The sequence below is a fragment of the Bacillus sp. KICET-3 genome (genome assembly GCF_033261025.1).
Taxonomy (GTDB): Bacteria; Bacillota; Bacilli; order Bacillales; family Bacillaceae; genus Bacillus; species Bacillus sonorensis.
Genome location: NZ_CP137345.1, coordinates 3,499,893 through 3,523,946 on the forward strand (window position 1 = coordinate 3,499,893; position 24,054 = coordinate 3,523,946).

Annotated in this window: 25 protein-coding genes, 2 riboswitches and 1 other annotated feature (1 of these 28 cut by a window edge); of the genes, 9 read left to right on the forward strand and 16 right to left on the reverse strand. The window is 44.8% G+C overall.

The features are described from left to right. Positions 1 to 56: a binding site (T-box leader), on the reverse strand (it extends 149 nt beyond the left edge of the window). Between the two features lie 104 nt (positions 57 to 160). The 4 genes from R5H20_RS17805 to R5H20_RS17820 all read right to left on the reverse strand — a co-directional run bounded on the left by R5H20_RS17805 (position 161) and on the right by R5H20_RS17820 (position 3,828). Further along, complete coding sequence (locus tag R5H20_RS17805) at positions 161 to 490, reverse strand: DUF4257 domain-containing protein (RefSeq protein WP_141231093.1); 330 nt, start codon at positions 488 to 490, stop codon at positions 161 to 163. Between the two features lie 214 nt (positions 491 to 704). Next, positions 705 to 1,883, reverse strand: a complete 1,179-nt coding sequence (locus R5H20_RS17810; RefSeq protein ID WP_040347789.1) for an MDR family MFS transporter — start codon at positions 1,881 to 1,883, stop codon at positions 705 to 707. 128 nt (positions 1,884 to 2,011) lie between these two features. Next, positions 2,012 to 2,833, reverse strand: coding sequence for a MetQ/NlpA family ABC transporter substrate-binding protein (locus tag R5H20_RS17815; RefSeq protein ID WP_006636107.1), 822 nt, complete (start codon positions 2,831 to 2,833; stop codon positions 2,012 to 2,014). Positions 2,834 to 2,889: 56 nt separating this feature from the next. Further along, positions 2,890 to 2,997, reverse strand: a riboswitch (SAM riboswitch). Between the two features lie 213 nt (positions 2,998 to 3,210). Beyond that, positions 3,211 to 3,828, reverse strand: coding sequence for a TetR/AcrR family transcriptional regulator (locus R5H20_RS17820; RefSeq protein ID WP_006636106.1), 618 nt, complete (start codon positions 3,826 to 3,828; stop codon positions 3,211 to 3,213). A gap of 125 nt (positions 3,829 to 3,953) precedes the next feature. Between R5H20_RS17820 and cyoE the strand changes: the two genes are divergently transcribed. After that, positions 3,954 to 4,877, forward strand: coding sequence for a heme o synthase (cyoE, locus tag R5H20_RS17825; protein ID WP_006636105.1), 924 nt, complete (start codon positions 3,954 to 3,956; stop codon positions 4,875 to 4,877). 125 nt (positions 4,878 to 5,002) lie between these two features. Here cyoE and R5H20_RS17830 read toward each other — a convergent pair whose 3' ends face one another. From R5H20_RS17830 to R5H20_RS17860, 7 genes are all read right to left on the reverse strand, one after another. After that, entirely contained in the window at positions 5,003 to 6,334 is a 1,332-nt protein-coding gene (locus R5H20_RS17830; RefSeq protein ID WP_006636104.1) for an ABC transporter permease, read from the reverse strand. Beyond that, positions 6,324 to 7,022 (reverse strand): ABC transporter ATP-binding protein, encoded by a 699-nt coding sequence (locus R5H20_RS17835; RefSeq protein WP_006636103.1) that lies wholly within the window; start codon positions 7,020 to 7,022, stop codon positions 6,324 to 6,326. The genes R5H20_RS17830 and R5H20_RS17835 overlap by 11 nt, the downstream gene beginning before the upstream one ends. Positions 7,023 to 7,037: 15 nt before the next feature. Further along, on the reverse strand, positions 7,038 to 8,018 hold the full coding sequence (locus R5H20_RS17840; RefSeq protein WP_006636102.1) for a hypothetical protein: 981 nt from the start codon (positions 8,016 to 8,018) through the stop codon (positions 7,038 to 7,040). Then, a complete protein-coding gene (locus R5H20_RS17845) occupies positions 8,012 to 8,890 on the reverse strand; it encodes an ATP-binding cassette domain-containing protein (protein WP_006636101.1) in 879 nt (292 codons plus the stop codon). Before R5H20_RS17845 ends, R5H20_RS17840 begins: the two co-directional genes overlap by 7 nt. Beyond that, positions 8,883 to 9,275 (reverse strand): GntR family transcriptional regulator, encoded by a 393-nt coding sequence (locus tag R5H20_RS17850; RefSeq protein WP_006636100.1) that lies wholly within the window; start codon positions 9,273 to 9,275, stop codon positions 8,883 to 8,885. Before R5H20_RS17850 ends, R5H20_RS17845 begins: the two co-directional genes overlap by 8 nt. Before the next feature lie 47 nt (positions 9,276 to 9,322). Further along, positions 9,323 to 9,463, reverse strand: a complete 141-nt coding sequence (locus R5H20_RS17855) for a hypothetical protein (protein WP_167373788.1) — start codon at positions 9,461 to 9,463, stop codon at positions 9,323 to 9,325. 112 nt (positions 9,464 to 9,575) lie between these two features. Further along, the gene (locus R5H20_RS17860; RefSeq protein WP_006636099.1) at positions 9,576 to 9,854 is read right to left on the reverse strand and encodes a YtzC family protein; all 279 of its coding nucleotides are present in this window, start codon (positions 9,852 to 9,854) and stop codon (positions 9,576 to 9,578) included. A gap of 154 nt (positions 9,855 to 10,008) precedes the next feature. Between R5H20_RS17860 and R5H20_RS17865 the strand changes: the two genes are divergently transcribed. The 3 genes from R5H20_RS17865 (at position 10,009) to gltP (ending at position 12,992) form a co-directional block, all read left to right on the forward strand. Beyond that, the gene (locus R5H20_RS17865) at positions 10,009 to 10,977 is read left to right on the forward strand and encodes a tRNA modification radical SAM protein MnmL/YtqA (RefSeq protein WP_006636098.1); all 969 of its coding nucleotides are present in this window, start codon (positions 10,009 to 10,011) and stop codon (positions 10,975 to 10,977) included. Next, positions 10,974 to 11,558: a tRNA 5-(aminomethyl)-2-thiouridylate-methyltransferase MnmM gene (locus R5H20_RS17870; protein WP_006636097.1), complete on the forward strand. Its 585-nt coding sequence runs from the start codon at positions 10,974 to 10,976 to the stop codon at positions 11,556 to 11,558. The genes R5H20_RS17865 and R5H20_RS17870 overlap by 4 nt, the downstream gene beginning before the upstream one ends. A 183-nt stretch (positions 11,559 to 11,741) precedes the next feature. Further along, the gene (gltP, locus tag R5H20_RS17875) at positions 11,742 to 12,992 is read left to right on the forward strand and encodes a glutamate-aspartate/proton symporter GltP (RefSeq protein ID WP_006636096.1); all 1,251 of its coding nucleotides are present in this window, start codon (positions 11,742 to 11,744) and stop codon (positions 12,990 to 12,992) included. Positions 12,993 to 13,032: 40 nt separating this feature from the next. Here gltP and R5H20_RS17880 read toward each other — a convergent pair whose 3' ends face one another. Both R5H20_RS17880 and R5H20_RS17885 read right to left on the reverse strand, forming a co-directional pair. Then, positions 13,033 to 14,112, reverse strand: coding sequence for a tetraprenyl-beta-curcumene synthase family protein (locus R5H20_RS17880; protein ID WP_006636095.1), 1,080 nt, complete (start codon positions 14,110 to 14,112; stop codon positions 13,033 to 13,035). Between the two features lie 14 nt (positions 14,113 to 14,126). After that, positions 14,127 to 14,906, reverse strand: a complete 780-nt coding sequence (locus R5H20_RS17885) for an alpha/beta hydrolase (RefSeq protein WP_006636094.1) — start codon at positions 14,904 to 14,906, stop codon at positions 14,127 to 14,129. A 55-nt stretch (positions 14,907 to 14,961) separates the two neighbouring features. On the opposite strand from R5H20_RS17885, the gene R5H20_RS17890 reads away from it, so the two are divergent. The 3 genes from R5H20_RS17890 to R5H20_RS17900 all read left to right on the forward strand — a co-directional run bounded on the left by R5H20_RS17890 (position 14,962) and on the right by R5H20_RS17900 (position 17,368). Next, positions 14,962 to 15,480 (forward strand): gamma carbonic anhydrase, encoded by a 519-nt coding sequence (locus tag R5H20_RS17890; RefSeq protein ID WP_006636093.1) that lies wholly within the window; start codon positions 14,962 to 14,964, stop codon positions 15,478 to 15,480. 232 nt (positions 15,481 to 15,712) lie between these two features. Next, positions 15,713 to 16,183 carry a phosphatase PAP2 family protein gene (locus tag R5H20_RS17895; RefSeq protein ID WP_006636092.1) on the forward strand — a complete coding sequence of 157 codons (471 nt, stop codon included), beginning with the start codon at positions 15,713 to 15,715 and terminating at the stop codon, positions 16,181 to 16,183. A gap of 48 nt (positions 16,184 to 16,231) precedes the next feature. Beyond that, the gene (locus R5H20_RS17900) at positions 16,232 to 17,368 is read left to right on the forward strand and encodes a glycosyltransferase family 4 protein (protein WP_006636091.1); all 1,137 of its coding nucleotides are present in this window, start codon (positions 16,232 to 16,234) and stop codon (positions 17,366 to 17,368) included. Positions 17,369 to 17,414: 46 nt separating this feature from the next. On the opposite strand, the gene asnB is transcribed toward R5H20_RS17900, so the two are convergent. Next, a complete protein-coding gene (gene asnB / locus R5H20_RS17905) occupies positions 17,415 to 19,313 on the reverse strand; it encodes an asparagine synthase (glutamine-hydrolyzing) (protein WP_006636090.1) in 1,899 nt (632 codons plus the stop codon). 225 nt (positions 19,314 to 19,538) lie between these two features. Further along, positions 19,539 to 20,741: a methionine adenosyltransferase gene (gene metK / locus R5H20_RS17910; RefSeq protein WP_006636089.1), complete on the reverse strand. Its 1,203-nt coding sequence runs from the start codon at positions 20,739 to 20,741 to the stop codon at positions 19,539 to 19,541. 346 nt (positions 20,742 to 21,087) lie between these two features. Further along, positions 21,088 to 21,229, reverse strand: a riboswitch (SAM riboswitch). 194 nt (positions 21,230 to 21,423) lie between these two features. Here metK and pckA point away from each other — a divergent pair. Next, positions 21,424 to 23,007, forward strand: coding sequence for a phosphoenolpyruvate carboxykinase (ATP) (pckA, locus tag R5H20_RS17915; protein WP_006636088.1), 1,584 nt, complete (start codon positions 21,424 to 21,426; stop codon positions 23,005 to 23,007). A 132-nt stretch (positions 23,008 to 23,139) separates the two neighbouring features. Beyond that, positions 23,140 to 23,799 (forward strand): cation:dicarboxylate symporter family transporter, encoded by a 660-nt coding sequence (locus R5H20_RS17920; RefSeq protein ID WP_006636087.1) that lies wholly within the window; start codon positions 23,140 to 23,142, stop codon positions 23,797 to 23,799. Here the strand turns inward: R5H20_RS17920 and R5H20_RS17925 are convergent. After that, positions 23,782 to 24,024, reverse strand: a complete 243-nt coding sequence (locus tag R5H20_RS17925) for a DUF2584 domain-containing protein (protein WP_006636086.1) — start codon at positions 24,022 to 24,024, stop codon at positions 23,782 to 23,784. The genes R5H20_RS17920 and R5H20_RS17925 overlap by 18 nt on opposite strands. Between the last annotated feature and the right edge of the window lie 30 nt (positions 24,025 to 24,054).

Here is a 24,054-nt window from a genome sequence, read left to right on the forward strand (position 1 = left end):
CCGTCAACTCTCTGAGACAAATTGGGCTTCCTACTGCTCCTCTTCACTGTTCTTGCCGTAACCGTAATCTTATCTGTATTTTATAGAATTCTGTTCATAAGTGCAAGCAGGTTTGTATACAATGGGAATGTGCTGAAAAAAAGGGTAAGAGTGAGGATCTTTAATCGTGTGGAGAATCATTTTGCCGTCCGGAGTTCTGTACATTTGCCTGCTGTTCTCTGACAAAGTCAAAGCTTCTTAATACAGCTTCACCGCCATAGCCTGCGATAATGGATAAAATCACGAGCTGAATTCCGGAGTCAGGTTCCGCAGATAAAACAAGCAAAATAGAGGCGACCATGCCGACAAGGATATCTTCAAAAAAGCCAAGATAGATAAATCGTTTCGTTGTTCTGGGTTTCTCAAGGCGGCCTCTTTTTTTAATGTGCCCGAGAACCCCCATAATCCCTCCAATCAAACAAGCAACCAACACTTGATGCAGCATCTTCATCACCTTCCTAAAGCCCTTAGTTTAGTCAAGCGACTTCAGGCCATCAAGCAGCCCCCCTAGACCCTTTGCGATGATTTTCGATACTACCACAGAAAATGTGTTCTGTCTCTGAAGAAAAAAAGCTTGTTTCTTCCATTATATGTGAAGAACGCAATGATAATCTTGATTCCTTCGATTCATTTTCACATAATTACATTTACCTATTTTTTCTATATCAGTCCTGGTGAACGGAGAGCTGCTTTTCTTTTCGTTCATATAAAAACGCTGTTCCAATGCTGACCAGCAATAAAACGATCAGCACGGCCAACAATACCTGCATGCTGAAGGCATCAACAAGCATTCCGCCAAACAGAGGCCCGATCATCCTGCCGCCTGTTGCCATACTGTTGACAAATCCTTGGTAAAATCCCTCTTTCCCCCGCGGAGCGAGGCGGTTGGCAATGGTCGGAACAGCCGGCCAGACAAGCATTTCCCCGAGCGTCAGCACAATCATCGCTCCAAGGAACGCCTGGAACGATTCGGCGGCGAAGAGAATGCCGTAAGCGAATATAAAGATGACAAAACCGATAACGATTTGTTTTTTTAGAGATTTGGCGAACCGTTTCACAAATAAGCCGATGACAGGCTGTCCCAACACGATGAGGGCGCCGTTTACAGTCCACAGCAGGCTGTACTTGCCGAGGGATATGCCAAGCTCCTGGGTATGTGAAGCGATTGTTGAAGACCATTGGGAATAAGCGACCCATCCGAGAAGATAGCCCGTACATACAAGCATAAGAGCTGAAAATCTTGATTTTCCGCTTCCTGCGGCAGCATGGTCTAAAACAGTTGACTGCACTGCGGGTTCTGTGCGGATGTGTCTGAAACCGAAAAACGCGATTGCGAAAAAAACGGCGTAAAGCATCGCATTGGCGAAAAAGACGTAGGCAAAGGAAAAGGATGCGACGATTCCTCCCAGCGCAGAGCCGACCGCAACTCCGGCATTTTGCGCTACATATACGGCATTAAAAGCCTTTCTTCCGCCCTCAGGCCAAACCGATCCGGCCATTGCATAACACGCCGGAAACACAACCCCTGATCCGAAGCCAGCGATTGCCAGCAGGACAATATAAGCGAACCAGTCATGAAAAAACACTAGGCCCGAAAGACTGGCAAACGTAATGACAATTCCGAGAATAACCGATTTAAACCCGCCGATTTTATCGAACAGAAAACCGCCGCACAAATTTCCGATGACATTTGCGCCGGAGTTCAGCATCAGCACAAACCCGGCTGCAGTTAAGGATTTGCCCAAATGCTGATGAATATAGATGGTGTTCAGCGGCCACAAAAAAGAAGCCCCCGTTACATTGATAAACATCCCGATGACCAGCAGCCATAGAGTACGCGGCATTGTTTGTTCCTTCTTTCTCATTTTCATTCCTTCTAGATTCTATTCGTTTTGGCCGTTTTTTTCAATTGATTGATTTTCGGTTTTGGCATAAAAAATCCCCTTTTTAGAAAAGGGGATTTCGCATTCGGTTATTCAGTCATCCATTTCGGCTTTCCAAACCCGGCAAATTCTTTGTCGATCGTTTCTTCGAAAGCCTTGGATTCGACCGCTTCTTTTAAATCTTTGGCGAATTGTTTATCCTTGTTTTTTCCGTCCACAACGACTTGGTTGCGATAGCGGTCAGGCATGTTTTCCAGCGCCAGGGCATCCTGCAATTTCATATTGGCGGAAAGTGCGAAATTGCCCGGCACGGCTGCGATGTCAAGATCCTCCACCGCCCTTGGCAAATTGGCGGATTCAAGCTGTTTAAATGTCAGCTTTTTCGGATTGTCCGTGATATCGCGTTCAGACGCCTTTAATGTATCGATGCCGTCTTTCAGTTGAATCAGCCCTTGATCCTTTAAGGTTAAAAACGCTCTGGCCGCATTGGCCGGATCATTTGGAATCGCCACTTCCGCACCCGGCTTGATGTCTTGCAGATGTTTGTACTTGGAAGAATAGAGTCCCATCGGCGCGGTCGGCACTGAAATCAGCGCCGCCAGATTTTTGTTGTTTTCTTTATTGTAAGCTTTCATAAAAACTTCATGCTGAAACAGATTGGCGTCAAGGTCGCCTTCGCTTAACGCCGTGTTCGGCTGTACATAGTCCGTAAACTCAATCGCTTCCACTTGATAGCCTTTTTTCTCGAGCTCAGGCTTGATCGCCTTTGTGACCATATCGTAGTACGGCCCTGCGGTGGCGCCGATTTTGATCGTCTTGCCTCCATTTGCCGCGCTGTTTCCGCATGCGGCCAGAAGTCCGATCATTCCCGCCAATACAAGTGAAGACCATAGCTTTGTCCATTTCTTCATTCCGTTCTCCCCCTTAACATAAAAAAAACTCTTTCAGCCCATCTGAAAGAGTTCCTCACTTATCTTTCAGAATGCGTCTGACATTCTGCTGGATTTAGCACCTTGCATATATGCAGGTTGCTGAGATTTCACAGGGCCAGTCCCTCCATCTCTCTTCATAAGCTACCTATTTGATTTTTGAATTCCTTTTATTTTACGTATGAATATTAAGATTTGCAAGAAGTTTTTTGCTTTTTCTCTTCAGCTTTTGCTTGTTGCTTTTCAACGTCACAGCGCTGTAAGGATTAAAAGCATACTCCGAAAAGTGATTGAATAGCTTATCTCTTTTAAAAAACCGCTCAAATTCCGGCATCTTATGTAAGGTTTTTTTCGTTTTTTTAATTCTCTTCCTTAATATGGGGCAGTAACATATTCCGCAATGATTTCCCATATAAATTTAGAGGCATAAGATCTTGATTTATATAATAGAATATCGCCATGCCATTTTCTAACGAAAGAATGGTCCATGCTATTTCGTCCGTTGATAGATCAGATTCGTAATTCTCACTTAACATCAATTCATTAATAGCTTTTGATATTTGTTTTACAGATTCAGTTATCATGCCGGACCATTTATGACGCACAGATTCTTCACGCATCGCATAAAGAAGAAATTCCATATTAAGCATGCTCAATGTTCGATTTTTCTGAGCGACTGAAAGGAAATATTTATCTATTGTTTCGATAAAATGTGAAAGCGATTGATGTTGCTTAATTACGTTGCGAATATTGTCCACATGCGCTTCCATTTGTTGTTCCAAAATGGTAAGAAATAGCTCTTCTTTGGAATGAAAATGAGCATAGAACGCACCCTTGCTAAATCCAGCATGTTCTGCAATTTTGTCAACAGTGGCTCCGTAAAAGCCCATTTGGGCAAAGATTTCTACCGCTGCTTCTAAAAGCAGCTTCCGTGTTTCTTTTTTTCGCTCCTCTTGGGTTAATCTTCTTCTGACCATTTGTCTTCCTCCTTTTTCACTTGACAAGCATACCACGCAGAATTAATATACCATATAGTATTTAAATTCCAACCAGTATAAAAACTGCAATTGAATGACGATCAAAAAGGGGAAGAGGGGGCGCAATGCAGACAGAAAAAAACCTTACACAGAAAAGGGCTTTATCAACCATTTTGGCTCAAACTATTAAATCAGGGATTATTAAGTCAAATTTGATCCCGATGTTTGCCGGACTAACTTTGTCATTATATACATACAAAATCGGCCCTGTTGAGAAACTTTCGGAAATAACCTTTGCTCTAATTGGCTCAATATTAGTAATGGGAGCGGCAGGCGCTTTTAATAACTTATATGACCGGGATATCGACTGTATCATGGAGAGAACCAAAAAAAGACCTACTGTAACAGGAGAAATAAAACCTAAAACAGTATTATGGCTCGGGATCTCCATGGCAGCAACCGGAATGTCATGTCTTTTATTAACAACTCCTCTTGCAGCATTTCTAGGGTTTTTAGGTTTATTTTTTTATATTGTCCCATATACGATGTGGAGCAAGAGAAGAACAATCTATAATACAGAAGTGGGAAGCATCTCTGGAGCAATGCCGCTTTTAATTGGTTGGTCGGCTATTCATCCAGACATTACACATCCTGCTGTTCTCGGTTTATTTATGATTGCGGTTATTTGGCAAATGCCGCATTTTTATTCAATCGCCATTCGTAAACACGATGAATATAAAGCTGCTAAGGTTCCAATGCTTCCCGTTGTCAAAGGCGTTAAAAGGACATATATACAAACCAATATTTATTTAATTGTTTTAACCGCAACAAGTTTTCTTCTCGGGCCATTAAGCCATGGTCTTATGTTATCAGCACTTCTTTTAAATGTTCTGTGGATTATTTTAAGCATTTTTGGTTACAAAAAGATGGAATCGGAGAAATGGGCAAAATTAATGTTTATTTATTCCCTGTTTCATATGACTGTCTTCTTTTCAACGGTAATTGCCTATTCTCTAACGGGCATTTTTTTGGAAGAAATTGATTTATAATGGTAAAAGGCTGCAACAATTTCTTCCCCATTCATCAAAACGCCAATACCCGTGTTTACAAAAAATGAATTTATATAGTCAGTTTTTTAAAAAAATAAAAAGCCGGCAATCCGCCGGCTTTCAAACTACAGCTCTCTTCTTAATGCTGTCAGCACGTTCGTTCTCGTCGCTTTGACGGCCGGATTCAAGCCTGACAGAATCGCTACTCCCATACTGATAACGCTCGCGATGATGACAAGGCTCACCGGAATATAGGAGAACGTGATGCTGAACTCCTGTGCGGTTCCTTCCCCTTGGGAAACGGATGACAAAATAACCGGGAGAATCTTGTTCACCAAAAAGCTGACGCCGTATGAAATGATGATGCCGACTACAGATCCGATAAAGCCGATATAGGCGCTTTCCATTAAAAACATTTTGCGGATGACGTTCGGGCTTGCGCCGATCGCTTTCATGATTCCGATCTCCTGGGTCCGCTCCGTGACGGCCATTGTCATCGTGTTGAAAATGCCGATCGCAGAAATCAATATGGCAATCACCCCGACGAAAATCAGTCCGATTTTAAAAGCCGTAAAAAACAGATTGATGCTGTCAAGTCTTTTGGTCACTGAATCGACGTAGAAGCCTTTGTCTTCCAAATCTTTCGTAAGCTGATCGACATGTTCAAAGTTGTCCGCATAGACTGTCAGTTCTTTTTCTATATCACCGCTGTCTTTATCCGCTTTCAGAAAATCGGTAATCCCTTTTTGCATGTCATTGCTGACATAGACGCTGGAATCCCTCACCCAATCATAAGAAGGTTTTTCCATTACCCCGACAATCTTAAAGTCATACGTTTTTTCCTTACCTTTTTCTCCTGTCTTTTCATCTAACTTTGCAATCTTTAATTCTATCGTCTTACCGAGAATGTCTTTTTCATATCCTTTAGGTTGTTTTACATCATCTGGATTGTTTTCTTGCTGCTTCTCAAAGTCTTTCGCTTCTTTTTTCGTCCACAGCTGATTGCCAAAATGATAGCCGACGACGATTTCATTCGGCGATTTCGCCACGCGGCCGCGGTCCAATTTAATGTTTGCTTTCTGCTCTGCAGCCATATCAGTAAGTGTAATATAACCAATTTGCCCATTGGTCCGATTGCCAAACTTGGCTTCTACAGGCACCATCACTTTTGTACGTTCGATAACGGCTGCTACATCGCCGCGTTTCTCAAATTCTTGTAAGTCTTTCTTCTGAACAGGCTTGTCGCCTTGCCCATCCTTGCCCATGACATCGATTTTCGTGACAATCTGCTCTCTCATCAGCTGATCGGTCATCGACTTTTGCAGCCCGAAGCCGACGGAGGCGAGCACGATTAAAAACGCGCAGGCTACTGTAGTGGCAAGTATCGTCATAAACACCCGAAGGCGGTTTTTCTTCATATTTCTTCTAATAAATTTCAACTGGTCCTTAAACTTCAACAGTCTCTTCCCCTTTCTCCAAAACGCCGTCAAATAAATGGAATTTCGTATCTGCGATGGACGCCACCTCATCATCGTGGGTGATGATGATAAACGTGATGCCTCTTTCTCTGTTGAGCTGCTTGATGAATTCAAGGATTTCCTGCTCTGTTTCAGAGTCAAGACTTCCTGTCGGCTCGTCCGCCAAAATGATCGACGGGTTTAAAATCAGCGCCCGCGCGATGCTGACCCGCTGCTGCTGTCCGCCGGAAAGCTCGTTCGGAAAATGGCCGGCGTGGTTTTCAAGACCGACCCTGTGCAGCATTTCTGTGACTTTTTGTTTCCGCTCTGACGGATGGACGCCTTTTAATGTCAGGGGCAGCTCAATATTTTCAAATGTCGTCAAGCTCGGAATCAGCTGAAAGCTTTGAAAGATAAAGCCGAAATTCTCAAGCCGGAATTTCGCCCACTCCTTTTCGCTGAATCCCGTCACATCCGTACCGCCGATAACGATCTTTCCTTTCGTCGGCGCGATATAGCCGGAAATCAAATTTAACAGCGTCGATTTCCCCGAGCCGCTCCGCCCGACGATGCAGGCGATTTCCCCTTTCTCGACGGTAAGTGAGACATCCTTCAATACCTTGATTTCATTTTCCCTCCCCTTTTTTCCGATTTTGAATGAATGGTGAATATGTTGAATGTCGATCATGTTCTCTCTCCTTTACTAATGCTTCATTTTTTTATAAATGGCAAAATAGCTGATGAAAAAGCCGATTACCGCGCCCAGAATCATGCCGAGCACATATCCTATCATTGACTCGCTGGCGCCGTATCCAAAATATCCAAATGAGAGAATACTGGCGATAATGACAAATATGTGAATCGGCCGATCAAGCTGTTTCCATAAGAAAAAGCTGCCGCTTCGCTCGCTCGGATGTTTCACAAAGCTGATATATCCGATAACATAAAACAAAATGCCCATAGCAGCCGGAATCAGCAAAATATATTTTGAATCCGTGACCCACACCGGATTGACATAAATAATCGGAATCATATACTGAAAAATTTGAGAATCAATAATTGGCAATTGATCCCAAAACAGCTCCCTTCCTATAATGACTCTGAGATTTAGAGCAGGTATAACCACAATTAAAAAAGGCAAAATCGTAACCGTAAAAGATGTTAAAAGCTGCGCAAACAGATTGCCTGTCAGCGCTCCTGCGGCCATGACAAGAGAATACGCCATCAAACTGATGATCATTGAACCAATCATAAAGTGGTCGAAAAACTCGACGCTGCCGGGCTTGAGAAGGATGATCAACAGTTTTGACAACAGGTAGCCAAGCAGCTGGGCGCCTACTAAAACCGTTCCGCCCATCCAAAATTTCGTATGAAACACCTGGCCTCTGGAATACGGCAAGCTTAATGTAAAATCCAGCAGCCCTCTGCTTCGCTCAAGCCCCAGCTGGGCTACGGCCAAAAAAACGCCGGGCGCCCAGAAAAACTGAAGCGAGCCGCCAGATTGATAATTCAGATAAAATTGGCAATCTCTAGGATTCCAATTGTCATTATTCAAACATCCCTGATAGGAAAAGTATTCACTTATAATTGAAAGAGGAGTGCTTAAAAACAAAAGAAAAAAAATCGCCAGTAACAAAGCTTGATGCTGTTTCCATTCTTTATAAATCAGCCCGCGGTCTACCATCTTCGCTTCCCTCCAAACTTCGCGATGAATACTTCCTCAAGGCTGACAGGAAGCTCGTTCCATACCTTGGGAGACAAACTTTTAAGAAACTGCCTGCTGACATCGTCTTGTTTCGGAATCAGCACGGTGTAAAACACGCCTGAATGATCTAAAACAGGTATTTCTCTCTCCCTGATTTTCAAATTGACATCTTCTTCAAACACCATTTGAATTTTCATAAAGTCTTCTTTCAGATCGTCAAGATCCATGACATTCGACAATGTATTGTCTTCGAGAAAACCGATCCGGTTGCACATCCGCTCAATATCTTCGAGCCTGTGGGATGTGATTAGAATGGTCGTATTGTGTTCAGCCACTTCATCGACCATCAGCTGCAAAACGTCATGCCTTGTGACCGCATCGATGCCGTCTGTCGGTTCATCAAGCAATATGACGGCCGGACGGATGGCGAACGAAAGAATGAGTGACAGTTGCTTTTTCAATCCTGTCGACAGCTCGCGGTATTTTTTTGTTTCTGAAATCCCGTAGCGGTTCATTAGTTCGTTCGCATATGTCACATCAAAGTCTGGATATATGTTGTGCAAAATGGAAACGAGCTGCTTATAATTGTATTTTTCAAAATAAGGATTTTGGACCGGCATATACACAATATTGCGCTTCACCAGCGGATGGTCCTTAATATTGACATTGTCAAATAAAATCTCTCCATGATCAGGCAGAAGAATCTGCTGGATGAGGCGCAGGAGCGTCGTTTTCCCGGAACCGTTTCTGCCGAGCAGTCCGAAAATTTCTCCTTCTTCCAGTTTTAACGAAACATCCTTGAGCACTTCTTTTCCATCAATCGTTTTGGACACATGCTTCAGCTCAATCATCCGCATCTCCTCCTTTCACCTCGTCGCTGATTTCCGCCATCCATTCCTGCAGCTTTTTGATGTCAATTCCGGCGTAATGCGCATCGATGATCAGCTGCTTCAACTGCTCTTTAATCATCGTGATCTTCCCTTCATCAAGCGTGACTTTTGCATTTTCTGAAATGTAGGTTCCTCTTCCCCGCAAAGTTTCGATAATCCCTTCGCGTTCAAGCTCCTTATAGGCTTTGCTGACTGTATTCGGGTTTGCAATGATAATGGTTGCAAGCTCTCGGACAGAAGGAAGCTTATCACCGGGTTTCATTATTCCTTTTAAGCAAAGCTCTTTCATCTGCTGAATGATCTGCTCATAGATCGGTGTCGAGCTTCTCGGATCGATTTGGATCATCTATCTCCCTTCTTTCTCATTCAATCTCTTCAATTAATGGGGCATCTTTAAATCTTCAGAAAAAACGCGCTCCCCATATTTTCCTGAAGCATAAAACCAAGCGTTGCAAGAGCAAACAAGAAAGAGCAGGCGATGACAAACGCCAGTACAACCATTGGCTTCTTTGCTTTTTTATATTTATCACTCATGAAAGAAAGATCCTTTCAACTTGTGTATGAATTGTATTACTTGATGTAGTACACTTAATACAATAATTACACACAAGCGATTTGTCAACAATTTTTTCAAAAAAAAGACCCTTTAAAAGGGCCTTTCATACGATCTCTGCAGAATCATATTATTTTGAAGGGCTTGCAGCTGAAGTCTTTTGCGGTAAATTTCCTCTCTTTGCTGCGGATTGGCAAACAATGAGAGCTTATTCAAATCATTGACCGCATTTTCAAGCATCAGCTGCGCGTTGCTGAACTCTGTCTCATTGTAATGTTCCTGCCTGCTTGCAGTTTCAAATTGAGATAAAGCAAATTCATAAGCATCTTCGCTTCTTTGGATGTGTTCTCCGACGGATTGTCTTGTAGCCAAAGAAAACCCCTCCTTAATGGAAATATTCCATCGTGTTTAGTTTTGCCCTATCCGCCCATGATCAATAAAGAAAATAATGGAGAAATGGATTTGTTCTCATCCGCATTATTTGCTACAATTTTAGGATGCCATCTACTACAAGGAGGAGCCTGATTTGCATCAGAACAACCCTTTTCCATATACGAACAGTGAAAAACGTTATCATACATGGAATTATCATTTAAGACAACATTTCGGACACAAAGTCTTCAAGGTTGCCCTTGACGGCGGCTTTGACTGCCCGAACCGCGACGGAACAGTCGCGCACGGGGGATGCACATTTTGCAGCGCGGCCGGAAGCGGCGATTTTGCCGGAAACCGCGCCGATGATCTGATTACCCAATTTCATGAAGTGCGCGACCGGATGCATGAAAAATGGAAAGACGGCAAATATATGGCCTATTTCCAGGCTTTCACGAATACACACGCACCTGTAGACGTTCTCCGCGAAAAATATGAAACCGTCCTCGGCCTTGACGGGGTTGTCGGACTCTCGATCGCGACACGGCCTGATTGTCTGCCCGATGATGTCGTCGAATACCTTGCCGAGCTGAATGAGCGGACATACCTTTGGGTGGAGCTCGGCCTGCAAACGGTTCATGAACGGACGGCCGCCCTAATCAACCGTGCGCATGATTATGACTGCTATGTCGAAGGTGTAAACAAGCTGAGAAAGCATGGCATCCGGGTCTGCTCCCATATCATTAACGGTCTGCCGCTGGAAGACTACGACATGATGATGGAAACGGCTAAAGCCGTTGCCGATTTAGATGTACAGGGAATCAAAATCCACTTGCTGCACCTTTTAAAGGGAACGCCGATGGTCAAGCAGTATGAAAAAGGCAAGCTGGCGTTTCTTTCCCAGGATGAGTATGTCAAGCTCGTCTGCGACCAGCTTGAAATTTTGCCGCCTGAGATGATCATCCATAGAATCACCGGCGACGGACCCATCGAGTTAATGGTCGGACCGATGTGGAGCGTCAATAAATGGGAAGTGTTAAACGCCATTAACGGCGAGCTTGAAATGCGCGGCAGCTATCAGGGAAAATGGTTTAAAAACACGAAAGAGGAAGCCCTGTCATGAAGCTGAAAAAAATCCTTCCATATGCAAAAGAACTGCTGAAAACGGCTGCTGGGGAAGGCGACATCGTCATCGATGCGACAATGGGAAACGGGCATGACACATTCTTTTTGGCCGAGCTGGTCGGAGAGAGCGGCCACGTCTATGCTTTTGACATTCAGGAAACGGCTCTTTTAAATACGGCCGAAAGGCTTGGAAACGAGTATAAAGACCGGGTGACATTGATTCAAAAAAGCCATGTTGAGCTCATCGCTTCGCTTCCTGAAGGCGTCTCAGGCAAGGTGGCGGCAGCCGTGTTTAACCTCGGGTATCTTCCGGGAGGAGACAAATCGGTGACGACAAAAAGCGAGTCCACCATCGCCAGCATCAAGCAGCTGCTCAACATCCTGAAAGATGAGGGATTGATCGTGCTGGTCGTCTACCACGGCCATCCCGAAGGAAAACGGGAAAAGGACGCCCTTCTCGAATTTTGCGCATCGCTCGACCAGGAGACGGCCCGGGTCCTCTGTTACCAATATTTGAACCAGCGAAACGATCCGCCGTTTATCATTGCGATCGAAAAGAAAGAAGCGGCCCAAAAGTGACAGCCTGAAAATCCTCCGTTTGGAGGATTTTTTTCATTCAAACATAATGTAGGCGATATCAAAATAAAATATGAAACACTTTTTATTTCGGAATTTTCCAAAAAAACCTCAAAAAAATGGAGGTGGTTTTGCTCTTTGTCACGAAATTGTTGAAATCACATGTAAAAATACGGAGGGATTCGCTTGAAAAAATTTATCGCTTATCAAATTTTGATCGCACTCGCCATTGGAGCAGTTATCGGACACTTTTTCCCTGATTTCGGAATGGCGCTGCGCCCCGTCGGAGACGGATTTATCCGTTTGATCAAAATGATCGTCGTTCCGATCGTTTTTTCTACAATCGTCATCGGAGCGGCCGGAAGCGGAAGCATGAAAAAAATGGGCAACCTCGGCATCAAGACGATTATTTGGTTTGAAGTGATTACGACCATCGTGCTCGGACTCGGGCTGCTGTTGGCCAATGTGTTAAAGCCAGGCATCGGCCTTGACCTCTCCCATTTGGCCAAAAAAGATATCGACGAGCTCTCGGGCTATACGGAAAAAGTAGTCGACCTTAAACAAATGATCCTCGATATTATACCTACCAACATCGTTGACGTCATGGCCAGAAACGATTTGCTTGCCGTGATCTTCTTTGCGATATTGTTCGGCGTCGCAGCTGCCGGGATCGGCAAAGCCTCAGAACCTGTCATGAAATTTTTTGAATCTGTTGCCAATATCATGTTCAAGCTGACGCAGATGGTAATGGTCACAGCCCCTATCGGCGTGCTTGCCCTTATGGCCGCATCTGTCGGCCAATACGGCATCGAGCTTCTGCTTCCTATGTTAAAATTGGTCGGCACCGTCTTTCTCGGACTGTTTATCGTTCTTTTTGTGTTGTTTCCGCTCGTCGGTCTTATTTTTAAAATTAAATATTTCGAAGTTCTGAAAATGATTTGGGATTTGTTCCTGATCGCGTTTTCCACGACGAGCACGGAAACGGTGCTGCCGCAGCTGATGGACCGCATGGAGAAATACGGCTGTCCGAAACGGGTCGTTTCCTTCGTTGTTCCATCAGGCTTATCGCTGAATTGCGACGGCTCCAGCCTGTATTTGTCGGTCGCCTGTATCTTTTTGGCGCAGGCTTTCAATATAGACATGAGCATTTCGCAGCAATTGCTCATGATGCTCGTGCTTGTGATGACAAGCAAAGGGATCGCCGCCGTGCCATCGGGATCGCTCGTCGTCCTTCTGGCTACCGCCAACGCAGTCGGCCTTCCCGCCGAAGGAGTCGCGATTATCGCAGGTGTGGACCGCGTCATGGACATGGCGCGAACCGGCGTTAACGTCCCGGGTCATGCTGTCGCCTGCATCGTTGTTTCAAAATGGGAAAAAAGCTTCCGGTATAATGAGCGCTTTGTGCTTGAAAAACAATACCGGACGGAAAGCTTATAAACGACAAAGGCTCAAACCGATCATCGGTTTGAGCTTTTCTTTACGAGCTTTTCATCCATGGCATTTTTTGAATTTTGCGGTATGCCCTGCCGTTAATATAGAAAAAGAAAGACGTTTTGCCGCTCGCTTTGATCAGTTTTTTCGCAAGCCTGCCGATTTCCTTCTGGCCTGCTACTTTATCATCAGACAAATAAACGCCCAACAGGCCCCTGTTGATCAGGCGGTGAAAATTTTCATGCGGAATGCCGTGCAAATGCTCATCCGCCATTTCAATAAAATATTCAAGCCTTTCCATCATTTCTGAATGTGATGAATAATAGGTGCAAAAATTCAAATCGCCTCCGATTAAATCTTCCTCTTGATCAATCAGATAATCAAGCAGGATGTGCAGTCCCTGTATGTACGGAAAATAGCTGTCACGGATTTTTCCGGCCATCGATTCGGTAAAATCCGGCCGAACCGAATAAGATACCAAACAAAAAATACCGAGCGTCGAACCTGCACACGCTGAAAATTCATACCATTCCATTTCAGGCAAAGCGGATTTATATTTGTTAAACCAGGCTTCAAGGCGCGGCACCCGTTCGTGCTCAATGACATGTTTATGAACTTGGAGATCGCAGTAGTAGCTGCAAAGCTCAAGCAGATGTTCCTTGATCAAGCCGTAGTTTTCAATATCAGCCAGAACATTCTGGCAGGTTTTGACTAATTCGTGCAAGTAGCCGCCATCTTCTTGATCCTCTCTGAACTGGTAATAGTTTTTCAGGTCCGCTCCCACAGTTAGAGCGTCTTTCATTGACTGGTGAAGCATGGCGAAATCGTCCGGGTCAAGTGAGGTGCTGCGGTCGCATAAATTATCAAGATAGTCGCTTATCGTCTGATATGCGGTAATAAACCGGATCGACTGCTCGATCTGATCTCCGGACAATAGCGCCAATATGCCGCCTCCTTCACAGTGGAAGGTCTTCTGTCTGATGCTTGCCGTCGCCTGCAGCTTCAGCTCGGAATTTTTAATGTTTTCTGCCTTGGTCCGCCATTTGTCTAATTCCTGATGGACCAGTGGAAAAACCTCTCTGTATACTTTTGCCATTAATCCCAACGGATGCTCCGGTACTGACAAAGAATGCACCTCCATTAAGTGATGTATTGATCTGCAAACGCTTTTGCCGCTTTAAACACGTCCTCCCGTTCCGGCTCGTTGAAGATTTCGTGATACAAGCCCTCCCACTCTCTGTACGTCTTATTATAAGATGCCAGCTGATCAAACCATTTGACCACCATTTTTTTGTCTACAAGAAAGTCTGTTCCAGCCTGCATGACAAGCAAAGGGATGTCGAGAAACGCGTCCGTCGGCTCCATCGCGCTTTTCACAGCTTTTAAAATCTCTTGGTACCATCTGACGGAAACTTTTGTGATGTATAATGAATCATTGATGTCCATTTCGATGACTTCTTTATTTCTCGTTGCTTTATCCGGGGTAATTCCGGATTCAAACATTATGGACGGAGCTACGACATTGAGCCCTTTGGCGATTACGTCCATGAATTTATTCGGCTTTAATTGCAGCCCAAGACAAGGGGATGATAAAATGATACCGGCAACGGCTTTCCCATGCTGCTTGAACCACTCAATCGCAACGAGTCCGCCCATGCTGTGTCCGAGAAGCAACACCGGCAGCTGAAACGCTTTTGCCTTGTCAACCCACTTGTCTACTTCATCAATATATTCTTGAAACGAGCGTATATGTCCTCTTGCTCTTGTCGATGTGCCCTGTCCAGGCAGATCGCCCATTACGACATGATATCCGGCTGAACGCCACATTTCGGATAACCATTTATACCGTCCATGATGTTCACAGGCCCCATGGACGATCACAATTGAAGCGACAGGTCTTTCCGCTTCCATGCACCACATGCTTTGACCACCTCACGCTATTTTTTAAAAAACAGGGAATGAAAGGATGGAACTTATGATCTACCCTTATAAACATACTGAACCAATGATACATGAAACAGCATTTGTTGCCGACAACGCGTGCATCACCGGAGATGTCACGATCGGGGAGTACTCATCCATCTGGTTCTCCTCCGTTATCCGCGGGGATGTCGCGCCTGTCCGGATCGGAAAAGGCGTCAATATACAAGACCTTTCTTGTCTGCATCAAAGTCCGAACCGCCCCCTCTTGATCGAGGATGGCGTAACGGTCGGCCATCAGGTCACACTGCATAGCGCTGTGATTCGAAAGCATGCCCTTATCGGAATGGGGTCGATTATCCTCGACGAAGCCGAAATCGGCGAAGGCGCCTTTATCGGTGCTGGCAGCCTTGTCCCGCCCGGCAAAAAAATACCGCCGTTTCATCTCGCTTTCGGGAGACCCGCCAAAGTCATTCGTCCGTTAACCGACAATGACAAACAGGATATGGAAAGAATTCGCAAAGAATATATTGAAAAAGGACAATACTATAAGTCCCTTCAAAAGAAAGACTAGCTTTGCTACAACTTTACCATTTTTTTCGCCATAAATTAAGCGAAAACCTTTTTTGGCCGTCTTAAGCCCAGTGCTTACGGCTTTTTTTCATTTCCGAATTCTTTACAAATACTTATCATTTTCTAAACATTGATTTTTTACAATAAAAGTGAGCTACCATTCGTCTAAGGAGGTTTTAACGCTGAATAAACTGACACGCATGTACAACTTTGAATGCAAAATGTTCCTCGGTATGAACAGCTTATTTGAGCAAAAAGCATTAAATCGATACTTCCGCTCTTCGACCCATTTAGGGGGAGCTTTTTGCACGATTTTCACTTCACTGGCGCTGATCGTTTTCGGCAAAGGAAACATTCGTCTCGCCGGAGCCGCTGGAGCCCTGGCCCTCCTTGTCAGCCATCTGCAGGTTGTGCTTATGAAAAAGCTCTTCCCGAGAAAACGTCCGTATATGACGCTGAAACAAACCAAGGTATTACACAATCCGTTAAAGGATCATTCGTTTCCATCCGGGCATACGACTGCTGTATTTTCCGTGATTACACCGCTAATCGTATTCTTTCCGTTACTTGCACTTTTATTAATCCCTGTCGGAATCACAGTCGGACTCTCCAGAATCTATCTCGGTCTGCATTATCCGTCAGATGTGCTGGCCGGCATGGTGCTCGGCATTTCAGTCGGACTGCTGTCATGTATGGTCATATAAAACGTTTCTTCCAGATTGACAAAAAAACAACCACCAGGAGGGGAAACGATGAAAATCGCGATTTTCACCGACACATTTACGCCCGATGTCAACGGCTGCGCCAGGACTTTAAAAAAGTACACGGACTACCTGGAGGCGAGAGGTATCCCATTTAAAGTGTTTGCACCCGAAAGCACGCATGAAACACAATTTTCAAGCAGTATCCGCCGTTTCACCAGTTTGCCGTTCTTCTTATACCCCGAGTGCAGACTCGCTCTCCCCAACCTCTTGAAAATGAAATCAGAGCTTCATACCTTCCATCCTGATCTTATTCATATCGCGACACCTTTCAATATCGGCCTTGCGGGGCTGAAATATGCAAAAAAACAGAACATCCCCATCGTAGGCTCGTATCATACCGATTTTGACCAGTATCTTGCCTATTATGACCTGCACATGTTTTCCAAACTTTTATGGAAGTATATGCATTGGTTTTATAAACCTTTTCAAAAAATCTTTGTTCCTTCAAATGAAACATTGCGGCAGTTAAAGGCAAAACAGTTCAAAAATCTATCCATTTGGAAACGCGGAGTGGACTGCTCTTTATTCCATCCAGATTTTCGCTCCGGAAAAGTGCGGGAGCAATATGGAATAAAAGAAAAATATCTTTTGAGCTATGTCGGCAGGCTCGCGCCTGAAAAAGACCTGGAAACGCTGTTAAAGATCGCGGACCACCCAGCATTGCAAAAAGATGTTCACTGGCTCATCGCAGGAGACGGACCATTAAAAAAAGAACTTGAGAAACGCGCTCCCGTCAATATGACATTTGCCGGCTATGTAAAAGGCAAAGAGCTATCAAGCATTTATGCGAGCTCGGATTTGTTTGTATTTCCTTCTCCGACAGAAACCTTCGGGAACGCCGGCCTTGAAGCGCTCGCCTGCGGAACGCCTGTAATCGGAGCGGACGCCGGCGGCCTGAAAGACTTTATTCAAAACGGAAGGACCGGTTTCCTTGCGGAGCCAAAAAATCCGGAAGCATTTGCCTCACATGTTTTGCATGTCCTCTCCAATGCTTCTTTGAAGCAGCGGATGGAACACGAAGCGCGAAGCTATGCCCTCACCCAATCGTGGGATGCCATTTTTGACAATCTTCTCGCCGGGTGTGAAGAGGTGCTGGCCGACTATCCAAGAGAAAAGCCTGCTTAAAAATAGAAAAAAGGTTTTCGATTGCTCGAAAACCTTTTTCATCTGCTTACACGATAATGACTTCCTTAGGCTGGTGATTTAATTCTTCCGGTACGTAGCGTTTTTCAACGAAAATGCTGTGCCAGATCATAAAGATGAGAACCGTCCAGATTTTTCTGCTGTTATCCGCTTTGTTGGCGCAATGGTCTTCAAGAAGCTGAAGCACATAATCTTTATGAATATATGCATCTGTTTGGCTTTCTTTAATAATGCCCACAGCCCAATCATGCATTTCATTTTTCAGCCAGTGGCGGATCGGCACAGGGAAGCCCAGCTTTTTGCGGTTTAGTACATGATCAGGAACGATGCCTTCGGCCGCTTTTCTAAGCAGATACTTTGTTGTGCCGTTTTTTGTTTTCAGTTCTTCCGGAATTTTTGAAGCCGCTTCAAACACGACTTTGTCCAAAAATGGAACGCGAAGCTCGAGCGAATTAGCCATCGTCATTTTATCTGCTTTCAACAGGATGTCGCCGCGGAGCCATGTGTGAATGTCAACATACTGCATTTTGTTGATCTCGCTATATGACTTGCTTTCTTCAAAATACGGCTTTGTCACATCACAATATGTGAGGTTTTTGTCATATTGACGAAGAAGCTTCGATTTCATGCCTTCTTCAAAGATCTTCGCATTGCCGATATATCTCTCTTCAAGAGGCGTGCAGCCCCTCATTAAAAAGCTTTTTCCTTTCATGCCCTCAGGCATCGCGGAAGCGACACGCAGAAGCATCTTTTTCAAAGGAGACGGAATCCGTTCGAACGGTTTCAATGACAGCGGCTCGCGGTAAATATTATAGCCGCCGAAAAGCTCATCCGCCCCTTCTCCGGATAAGACGACCGTCACTTGTTTTTTCGCTTCCTTCGCGACAAAATACAAAGGAATCGCGGCAGGATCTGCTAGGGGATCATCCAAGTGCCAGACGATCTTCGGAAGCTCTTTCATGTATTCTTCAGGTGAAATGATCGCGCTGTAGTTTTCTACGCCGACCTTCTCGGCAGTTTCTTTCGCCACGTCAACTTCACTGAAGCCCTCGTGCTCAAAACCGACGGAGAATGTTTTTAAATTCGGATGAAATTGTTTGGCAACGGACACGATAAAGGAAGAATCAATACCGCCTGAAAGGAATGAGCCGACAGGCACGTCGCTTCTCATGTGAACCTTGACGGAATCAAAGATGGCATCTCTTACTTCCTGGACAAGCTTGTCCTCTTCCGACTGCACAGGCTTAAATTGAACTTTCCAATATGTTTTAAATTGAATATCTTCATTTGGGCGAAGCGTAAACTGCTGGCCCGGTCCCACTTTTTGCACCTTTTTATCAAGCGTTTCAGGCTCAGGTACAAATTGGAATGATGTATACTGCTGAAGCGCCTTTTCATTGAACTCCAAATCAGCGCCGACAGGCATCAGGCTTTTTCTTTCTGATGCGAAGTAAACGTGTCCGTCCGTTTTTGTAAAATAAAGCGGTTTGATCCCAAACGGATCGCGCGCGCCGTATAAAAGCTGCTCTTTTTTATCCCAGATCAAAAATGCAAACATTCCCCGCAGCTTTGATGCCGCCTCTTGTTTATAGTGACGGTATGTCGCAAGGAGAACTTCCGTATCTGAATCGGTATTAAATTCGTAACCTTTTGAGAGAAGCTCGTCTTTTAATTCTATATAATTATAAATTTCTCCATTAAAAATAATCCAGTATGAATCATCTTCATATGACAGAGGCTGTCCTCCGTTTTCAACGTCAATGATGCTCAGCCTTCTAAATCCGAAGCCTACATGTTCATCATGATAGTACCCATCATCGTCGGGACCGCGGTGTACAATCATTTCATTCATTTGCTTAATTAATTCTTCCTGGCCTGCTGTCTCGGATGATGGGCGATGATTGAATACCCCTACAAATCCACACATAGTATTGCCTCCGATTTTTTAAGATTTCATGCAGATCGTTCTGCTGCATTATTAGACATGTATTTAAAGAAAACGTTTCAAAAAACTTGAAAAATGTTCACATTAGAATACTTGCTTTCTACAATCAAACAACAATATTAAATCTGGATATTTTTCAAGTTTCAAAAAATCCGCGTGTTTATGCCATCGAAAAATAAAGCCGCTTATAAGTAAGCGGCTATGCGATTATTCCCCTAATGCCTCTTTGCGCAGCTGGTCTGCTTTGTCTGTACGCTCCCAAGGCAGATCAAGATCAAGGCGTCCGAAATGACCGTAAGCTGCCGTCTGTTTGTAGATCGGACGGCGCAAATCAAGCATTTTGATGATGCCGGCAGGTCTTAAATCAAAGTTTTTACGGACAACTTCGATCAATGTCTCTTCGCTCGCTTTTCCAGTGCCGAACGTATCGATTGAAATGGACACCGGCTGTGCGACGCCGATCGCATAGGCAAGCTGCACTTCACATTTATCGGCAAGGCCTGCTGCCACGATGTTTTTCGCTACATATCTCGCTGCATAAGCGGCTGATCTGTCAACTTTTGTCGCGTCTTTACCGGAAAACGCTCCGCCTCCGTGGCGAGCATATCCGCCGTAAGTGTCGACAATGATTTTTCGTCCTGTCAAGCCTGCATCGCCTTGCGGTCCTCCGATGACAAAACGGCCTGTCGGGTTAATAAAATATTTTGTATTTTCATCGATCAGGTCTTTCGGAACAACCGGATTAATCACATATTCTTTTAAATTGCGCTGAATCTGCTCAAGTGAAATTTCCGGATGGTGCTGTGTTGAAATGACGATTGTGTCGATGCGCACCGGTTTATTATTCTCATCATACTCGACTGTCACCTGTGTTTTTCCGTCCGGACGCAAGTATGGAAGAATTTCCTCTTTGCGCACTTCAGTCAAACGGCGGGATAATTTATGAGCAAGGGAAATCGGAAGAGGCATGAGCTCATTTGTTTCATTACAAGCAAAACCGAACATCAAGCCTTGGTCTCCGGCTCCGATCGCTTCGATTTCAGCGTCGCTCATCGCTCCCTCGCGAGCTTCAAGCGCCTGGTCAACCCCCATCGCAATATCGGGAGACTGCTCATCTATCGACGTTAACACCGCGCATGTTTCAGCATCAAAGCCGTACTTTGCGCGCGTGTAGCCAATTTCTTTAATCGTTTCACGAACCGTTTTCGGGATATCCACATATGTGGATGTTGTAATTTCACCGCTTACCAGCACCAATCCGGTTGTCACAGATGTTTCGCATGCAACGCGGGCATTCGGATCTTTCTTTAAAATTTCGTCTAATATACTATCCGAAATCTGATCGCAAATTTTGTCCGGATGTCCCTCCGTAACTGACTCTGATGTAAATAACCGACGATTTTTGCTCATGTATGTTTCCTCCTGTATATGAAGATCAGCCGTGATCTTAAAGTATGATACGGAACTCGTCTCTCTTAATTATATGACGATACTCGGGCTTCATACTCTCTCATCCTGAAAGAATTTTTCATTGTCGTTGCGGGACCCTAAGCCGGACCTCCCGTTTCGCGGGAGCGGCTGTAGCATCTCCTTTCGCCCAGATACTCGGCTAAAACCCTTCACTTATATGTGAAAAACGCCCAGTACCTTCCTCTTAAAGGCATGATTTTTTTAGCAATTTTTGTATGCTGATTTATGCAATAAAAAAACCTTTTCCTGTTCACTGAGGAAAGGGTCTGGTAGTGCGTACCTTTCACTCTTATCGCTCAAGGTATTTTAAAACCTTGCATCAGGTTAGCACCGTAGTTGTCTCAATACTGTGTTACATCTTTTATGATGAAGAGAAACCGGTTGCTGGGCTTCATTGGGCCTGTCCCTCCGCCAGCTCGGGATAAGAGTATCCGTTCAATGAAATATCTTATCTTAAAATGACTTGTCATGTCAATATTAGTTGAAATAAATTTGCACACTGAATGTAAAGAAAAAACCCGAACGAATTTTGATAAACGGTATAGACTATAAGATGAAATGTGTTATACTATTTCTACATTAATGTTATACACATTAAAAAACACGCAAAGGAAGGTTTTTTATGAACTCTGTAGATGCAACTGCCGATTTACAATCGTTATTGTCAGGCAAAAACGTTCAAATTAATTTATCCGTTCCCCATTTGGTTGAAAAAGTTCTCGAGCGCAAAGAGGGGATTTTAACATCTTCAGGAGCCGTGCGGGCGACGACCGGTACATATACCGGCCGCTCACCGAAAGACAAATTCATCGTAGAAGAAGAAAGCGTAAAAGGGAAAATCGACTGGGGCGCTGTCAACCAGCCGATTTCGGCAGAAGCGTTCGACCGGCTCTACACAAAAGTCGTCAACTATTTAAAGGAACGCGATGAATTATTTGTATTTGAGGGTTTTGCAGGCGCAGACGAAAAGTATCGGCTTCCGATTACAGTGGTCAATGAATTCGCCTGGCACAACCTGTTCGCAAGACAGCTGTTCATCAGACCCGACGGAGCCCGCCAAATGACGGCTGAGCAGCCTTTTACGATTCTTTCCGCGCCAAACTTCAAAGCCGATCCCCTGCTTGACGGCACAAGATCGGAAACATTCATCATCGTATCGTTTGAAAAACGGACCATTTTAATCGGGGGGACAGAATACGCCGGAGAAATGAAAAAATCGATTTTTTCGATTATGAACTATCTTCTTCCCGAACGAAACATATTGCCGATGCACTGTTCTGCCAACATTGGCGAGGAAGGCGGCACAGCTCTCTTCTTCGGCTTGTCGGGCACGGGGAAAACGACGCTTTCCGCAGATCCGAACAGAAGGCTGATCGGAGATGATGAGCACGGCTGGTCAAGTACGGGGATTTTTAATATTGAGGGCGGCTGCTATGCAAAATGCATTCATTTAAGCGAAGAAAAAGAGCCCCAAATTTACCGGGCGATCCGCTTCGGCTCCGTTCTGGAAAATGTCGTGGTGGACAGCGATACAGGGGAGCCGGACTATGATGACGCATTTTACACAGAAAACACGAGAGCCGCTTATCCGATCGATGCGATCGATAACATCGTCAAACCGAGCATTGCCGGACATCCGACAACGATTGTATTTTTAACGGCAGATGCCTTCGGAGTCCTGCCTCCGATCAGCAAGCTGACGAAAGAACAGGCGATGTACCACTTCTTAAGCGGGTATACGAGCAAGCTTGCCGGGACGGAGCGCGGAATCACCTCTCCTGAAGCAACCTTCTCAACCTGCTTCGGTTCACCGTTCCTTCCGCTTCCGGCTCATGTATATGCGGAAATGCTCGGAAAGAAAATTGACGAACACGGCGTCAGCGTGTTCCTTGTCAATACAGGATGGACCGGCGGTGGCTACGGCGTCGGGGAAAGAATGAGCCTGGCCTATACGAGGGCTATGGTGCGGGCCGCGATCGAGGGGGATTTGGACAATGCGGAGATGAGAACAGACCGGATTTTCGGCCTGCATACCCCAGTACACGTACCAGGCGTCCCTGACCAGGTGCTTGAGCCTGCCAAAACGTGGGCGAATGAAAAAGAATACGCAGAAAAAGCGATACACCTGGCAAACGAGTTTAAAAAGAACTTCAAAAAGTTTTCCAATACAGGAGACCTCGAAAGAACAGGAGGCCCGTTTGTTTAATGGAACACCCGCAGCAGCGTAATCATACGCTGCTGTTATTTCAAACTGGAATTTTTTGAATTTTCAATAAAATAACGCTTTCATATGATAATATTTTTAAAAAACATTTGTATATTTCAGGAGGACACTTCTATGGAATTTGGATTGCTGCCGAGGATTATCACGGCAATTGTTCTTGGTGTTATCATTGGAAGCTTTGCACCGCTCTGGTTTGTCAAAACCGCCGCCACGTTTAATGACATGTTTGGGAACTTTATTCAATTTGTCATTCCTTTTATCATTCCAGGAATTGGGCAGATCGGCCGCGGCGCGGGGAAAATTCTCGGGATTACCGCGGGCATCGCCTATGCCTCAACCATTATTGCGGGCCTCTTGGCGTATCTGGCTGGATCAAACCTGCTTCCCGCCATTATTTCCGGTCAGCAGCTGCAAGAGTTTAAAAATCCGGAAGAAGTCCTGCAAAGCGGATTTTTTACAATTGAAATGACGCCCTTTATGAGCATCATGAGCGCGCTCATTTTCGCTTTCATTATGGGGATTGGAATTACCTATCTGCCAGGCAAAACGCTTAAAAATGCATTTAATGAATTTCAGACAATTGTTATATCTGGCACAGGACAGCCTGGGAACGGCCACGAATGTCACCGGGGACGGCGCTCTCACGATGCTCATTCACAGACTGACTTCAAAAAATGGGGTTGGAAAAGAAGAGGATGCACCTGCATAATCATACAGAAAAGCCAAGGACGTCCTATACGACCTTGGCTTTTTTGCTTAGTTCGTGGAATTTAAAGAAACGAGTCTATATGTTAAATGAGTGCGTCCTTCCGACCATTCCAGACGCTCCGCACGGGCTGTCCCTGTCACATCACCGCTCTTCGTCTTTCTCACTTCTATCGGCACATGAAGAGGGTAAACCCGATAGCCTTCTTTTTCAAGCGTAAACAAATTTTCCTCGACCCGCGTTTCTTGTCCTTTTGTTACGATCATCGTATTAAATTCTACTGGCATTCCCACCTGAAATCCCCCTCCTTTTTACTCTGTTCA

Coding starts and splice junctions, on each gene's coding strand:
- R5H20_RS17805 (WP_141231093.1), bottom strand. CDS start 490: ATGAAGATGCTGCATCAAGTGTTGGTTGCTTGTTTGATTGGAGGGATT.
- R5H20_RS17810 (WP_040347789.1), bottom strand. CDS start 1,883: ATGCCGCGTACTCTATGGCTGCTGGTCATCGGGATGTTTATCAATGTA.
- R5H20_RS17815 (WP_006636107.1), bottom strand. CDS start 2,833: ATGAAGAAATGGACAAAGCTATGGTCTTCACTTGTATTGGCGGGAATG.
- R5H20_RS17820 (WP_006636106.1), bottom strand. CDS start 3,828: ATGGTCAGAAGAAGATTAACCCAAGAGGAGCGAAAAAAAGAAACACGG.
- cyoE (WP_006636105.1), top strand. CDS start 3,954: ATGCAGACAGAAAAAAACCTTACACAGAAAAGGGCTTTATCAACCATT.
- R5H20_RS17835 (WP_006636103.1), bottom strand. CDS start 7,022: ATGATCGACATTCAACATATTCACCATTCATTCAAAATCGGAAAAAAG.
- R5H20_RS17840 (WP_006636102.1), bottom strand. CDS start 8,018: ATGGTAGACCGCGGGCTGATTTATAAAGAATGGAAACAGCATCAAGCT.
- R5H20_RS17845 (WP_006636101.1), bottom strand. CDS start 8,890: ATGATTGAGCTGAAGCATGTGTCCAAAACGATTGATGGAAAAGAAGTG.
- R5H20_RS17850 (WP_006636100.1), bottom strand. CDS start 9,275: ATGATCCAAATCGATCCGAGAAGCTCGACACCGATCTATGAGCAGATC.
- R5H20_RS17855 (WP_167373788.1), bottom strand. CDS start 9,463: ATGAGTGATAAATATAAAAAAGCAAAGAAGCCAATGGTTGTACTGGCG.
- R5H20_RS17870 (WP_006636097.1), top strand. CDS start 10,974: ATGAAGCTGAAAAAAATCCTTCCATATGCAAAAGAACTGCTGAAAACG.
- R5H20_RS17885 (WP_006636094.1), bottom strand. CDS start 14,906: ATGTGGTGCATGGAAGCGGAAAGACCTGTCGCTTCAATTGTGATCGTC.
- R5H20_RS17890 (WP_006636093.1), top strand. CDS start 14,962: ATGATCTACCCTTATAAACATACTGAACCAATGATACATGAAACAGCA.
- R5H20_RS17895 (WP_006636092.1), top strand. CDS start 15,713: ATGAACAGCTTATTTGAGCAAAAAGCATTAAATCGATACTTCCGCTCT.
- R5H20_RS17900 (WP_006636091.1), top strand. CDS start 16,232: ATGAAAATCGCGATTTTCACCGACACATTTACGCCCGATGTCAACGGC.
- asnB (WP_006636090.1), bottom strand. CDS start 19,313: ATGTGTGGATTTGTAGGGGTATTCAATCATCGCCCATCATCCGAGACA.
- metK (WP_006636089.1), bottom strand. CDS start 20,741: ATGAGCAAAAATCGTCGGTTATTTACATCAGAGTCAGTTACGGAGGGA.
- pckA (WP_006636088.1), top strand. CDS start 21,424: ATGAACTCTGTAGATGCAACTGCCGATTTACAATCGTTATTGTCAGGC.
- R5H20_RS17920 (WP_006636087.1), top strand. CDS start 23,140: ATGGAATTTGGATTGCTGCCGAGGATTATCACGGCAATTGTTCTTGGT.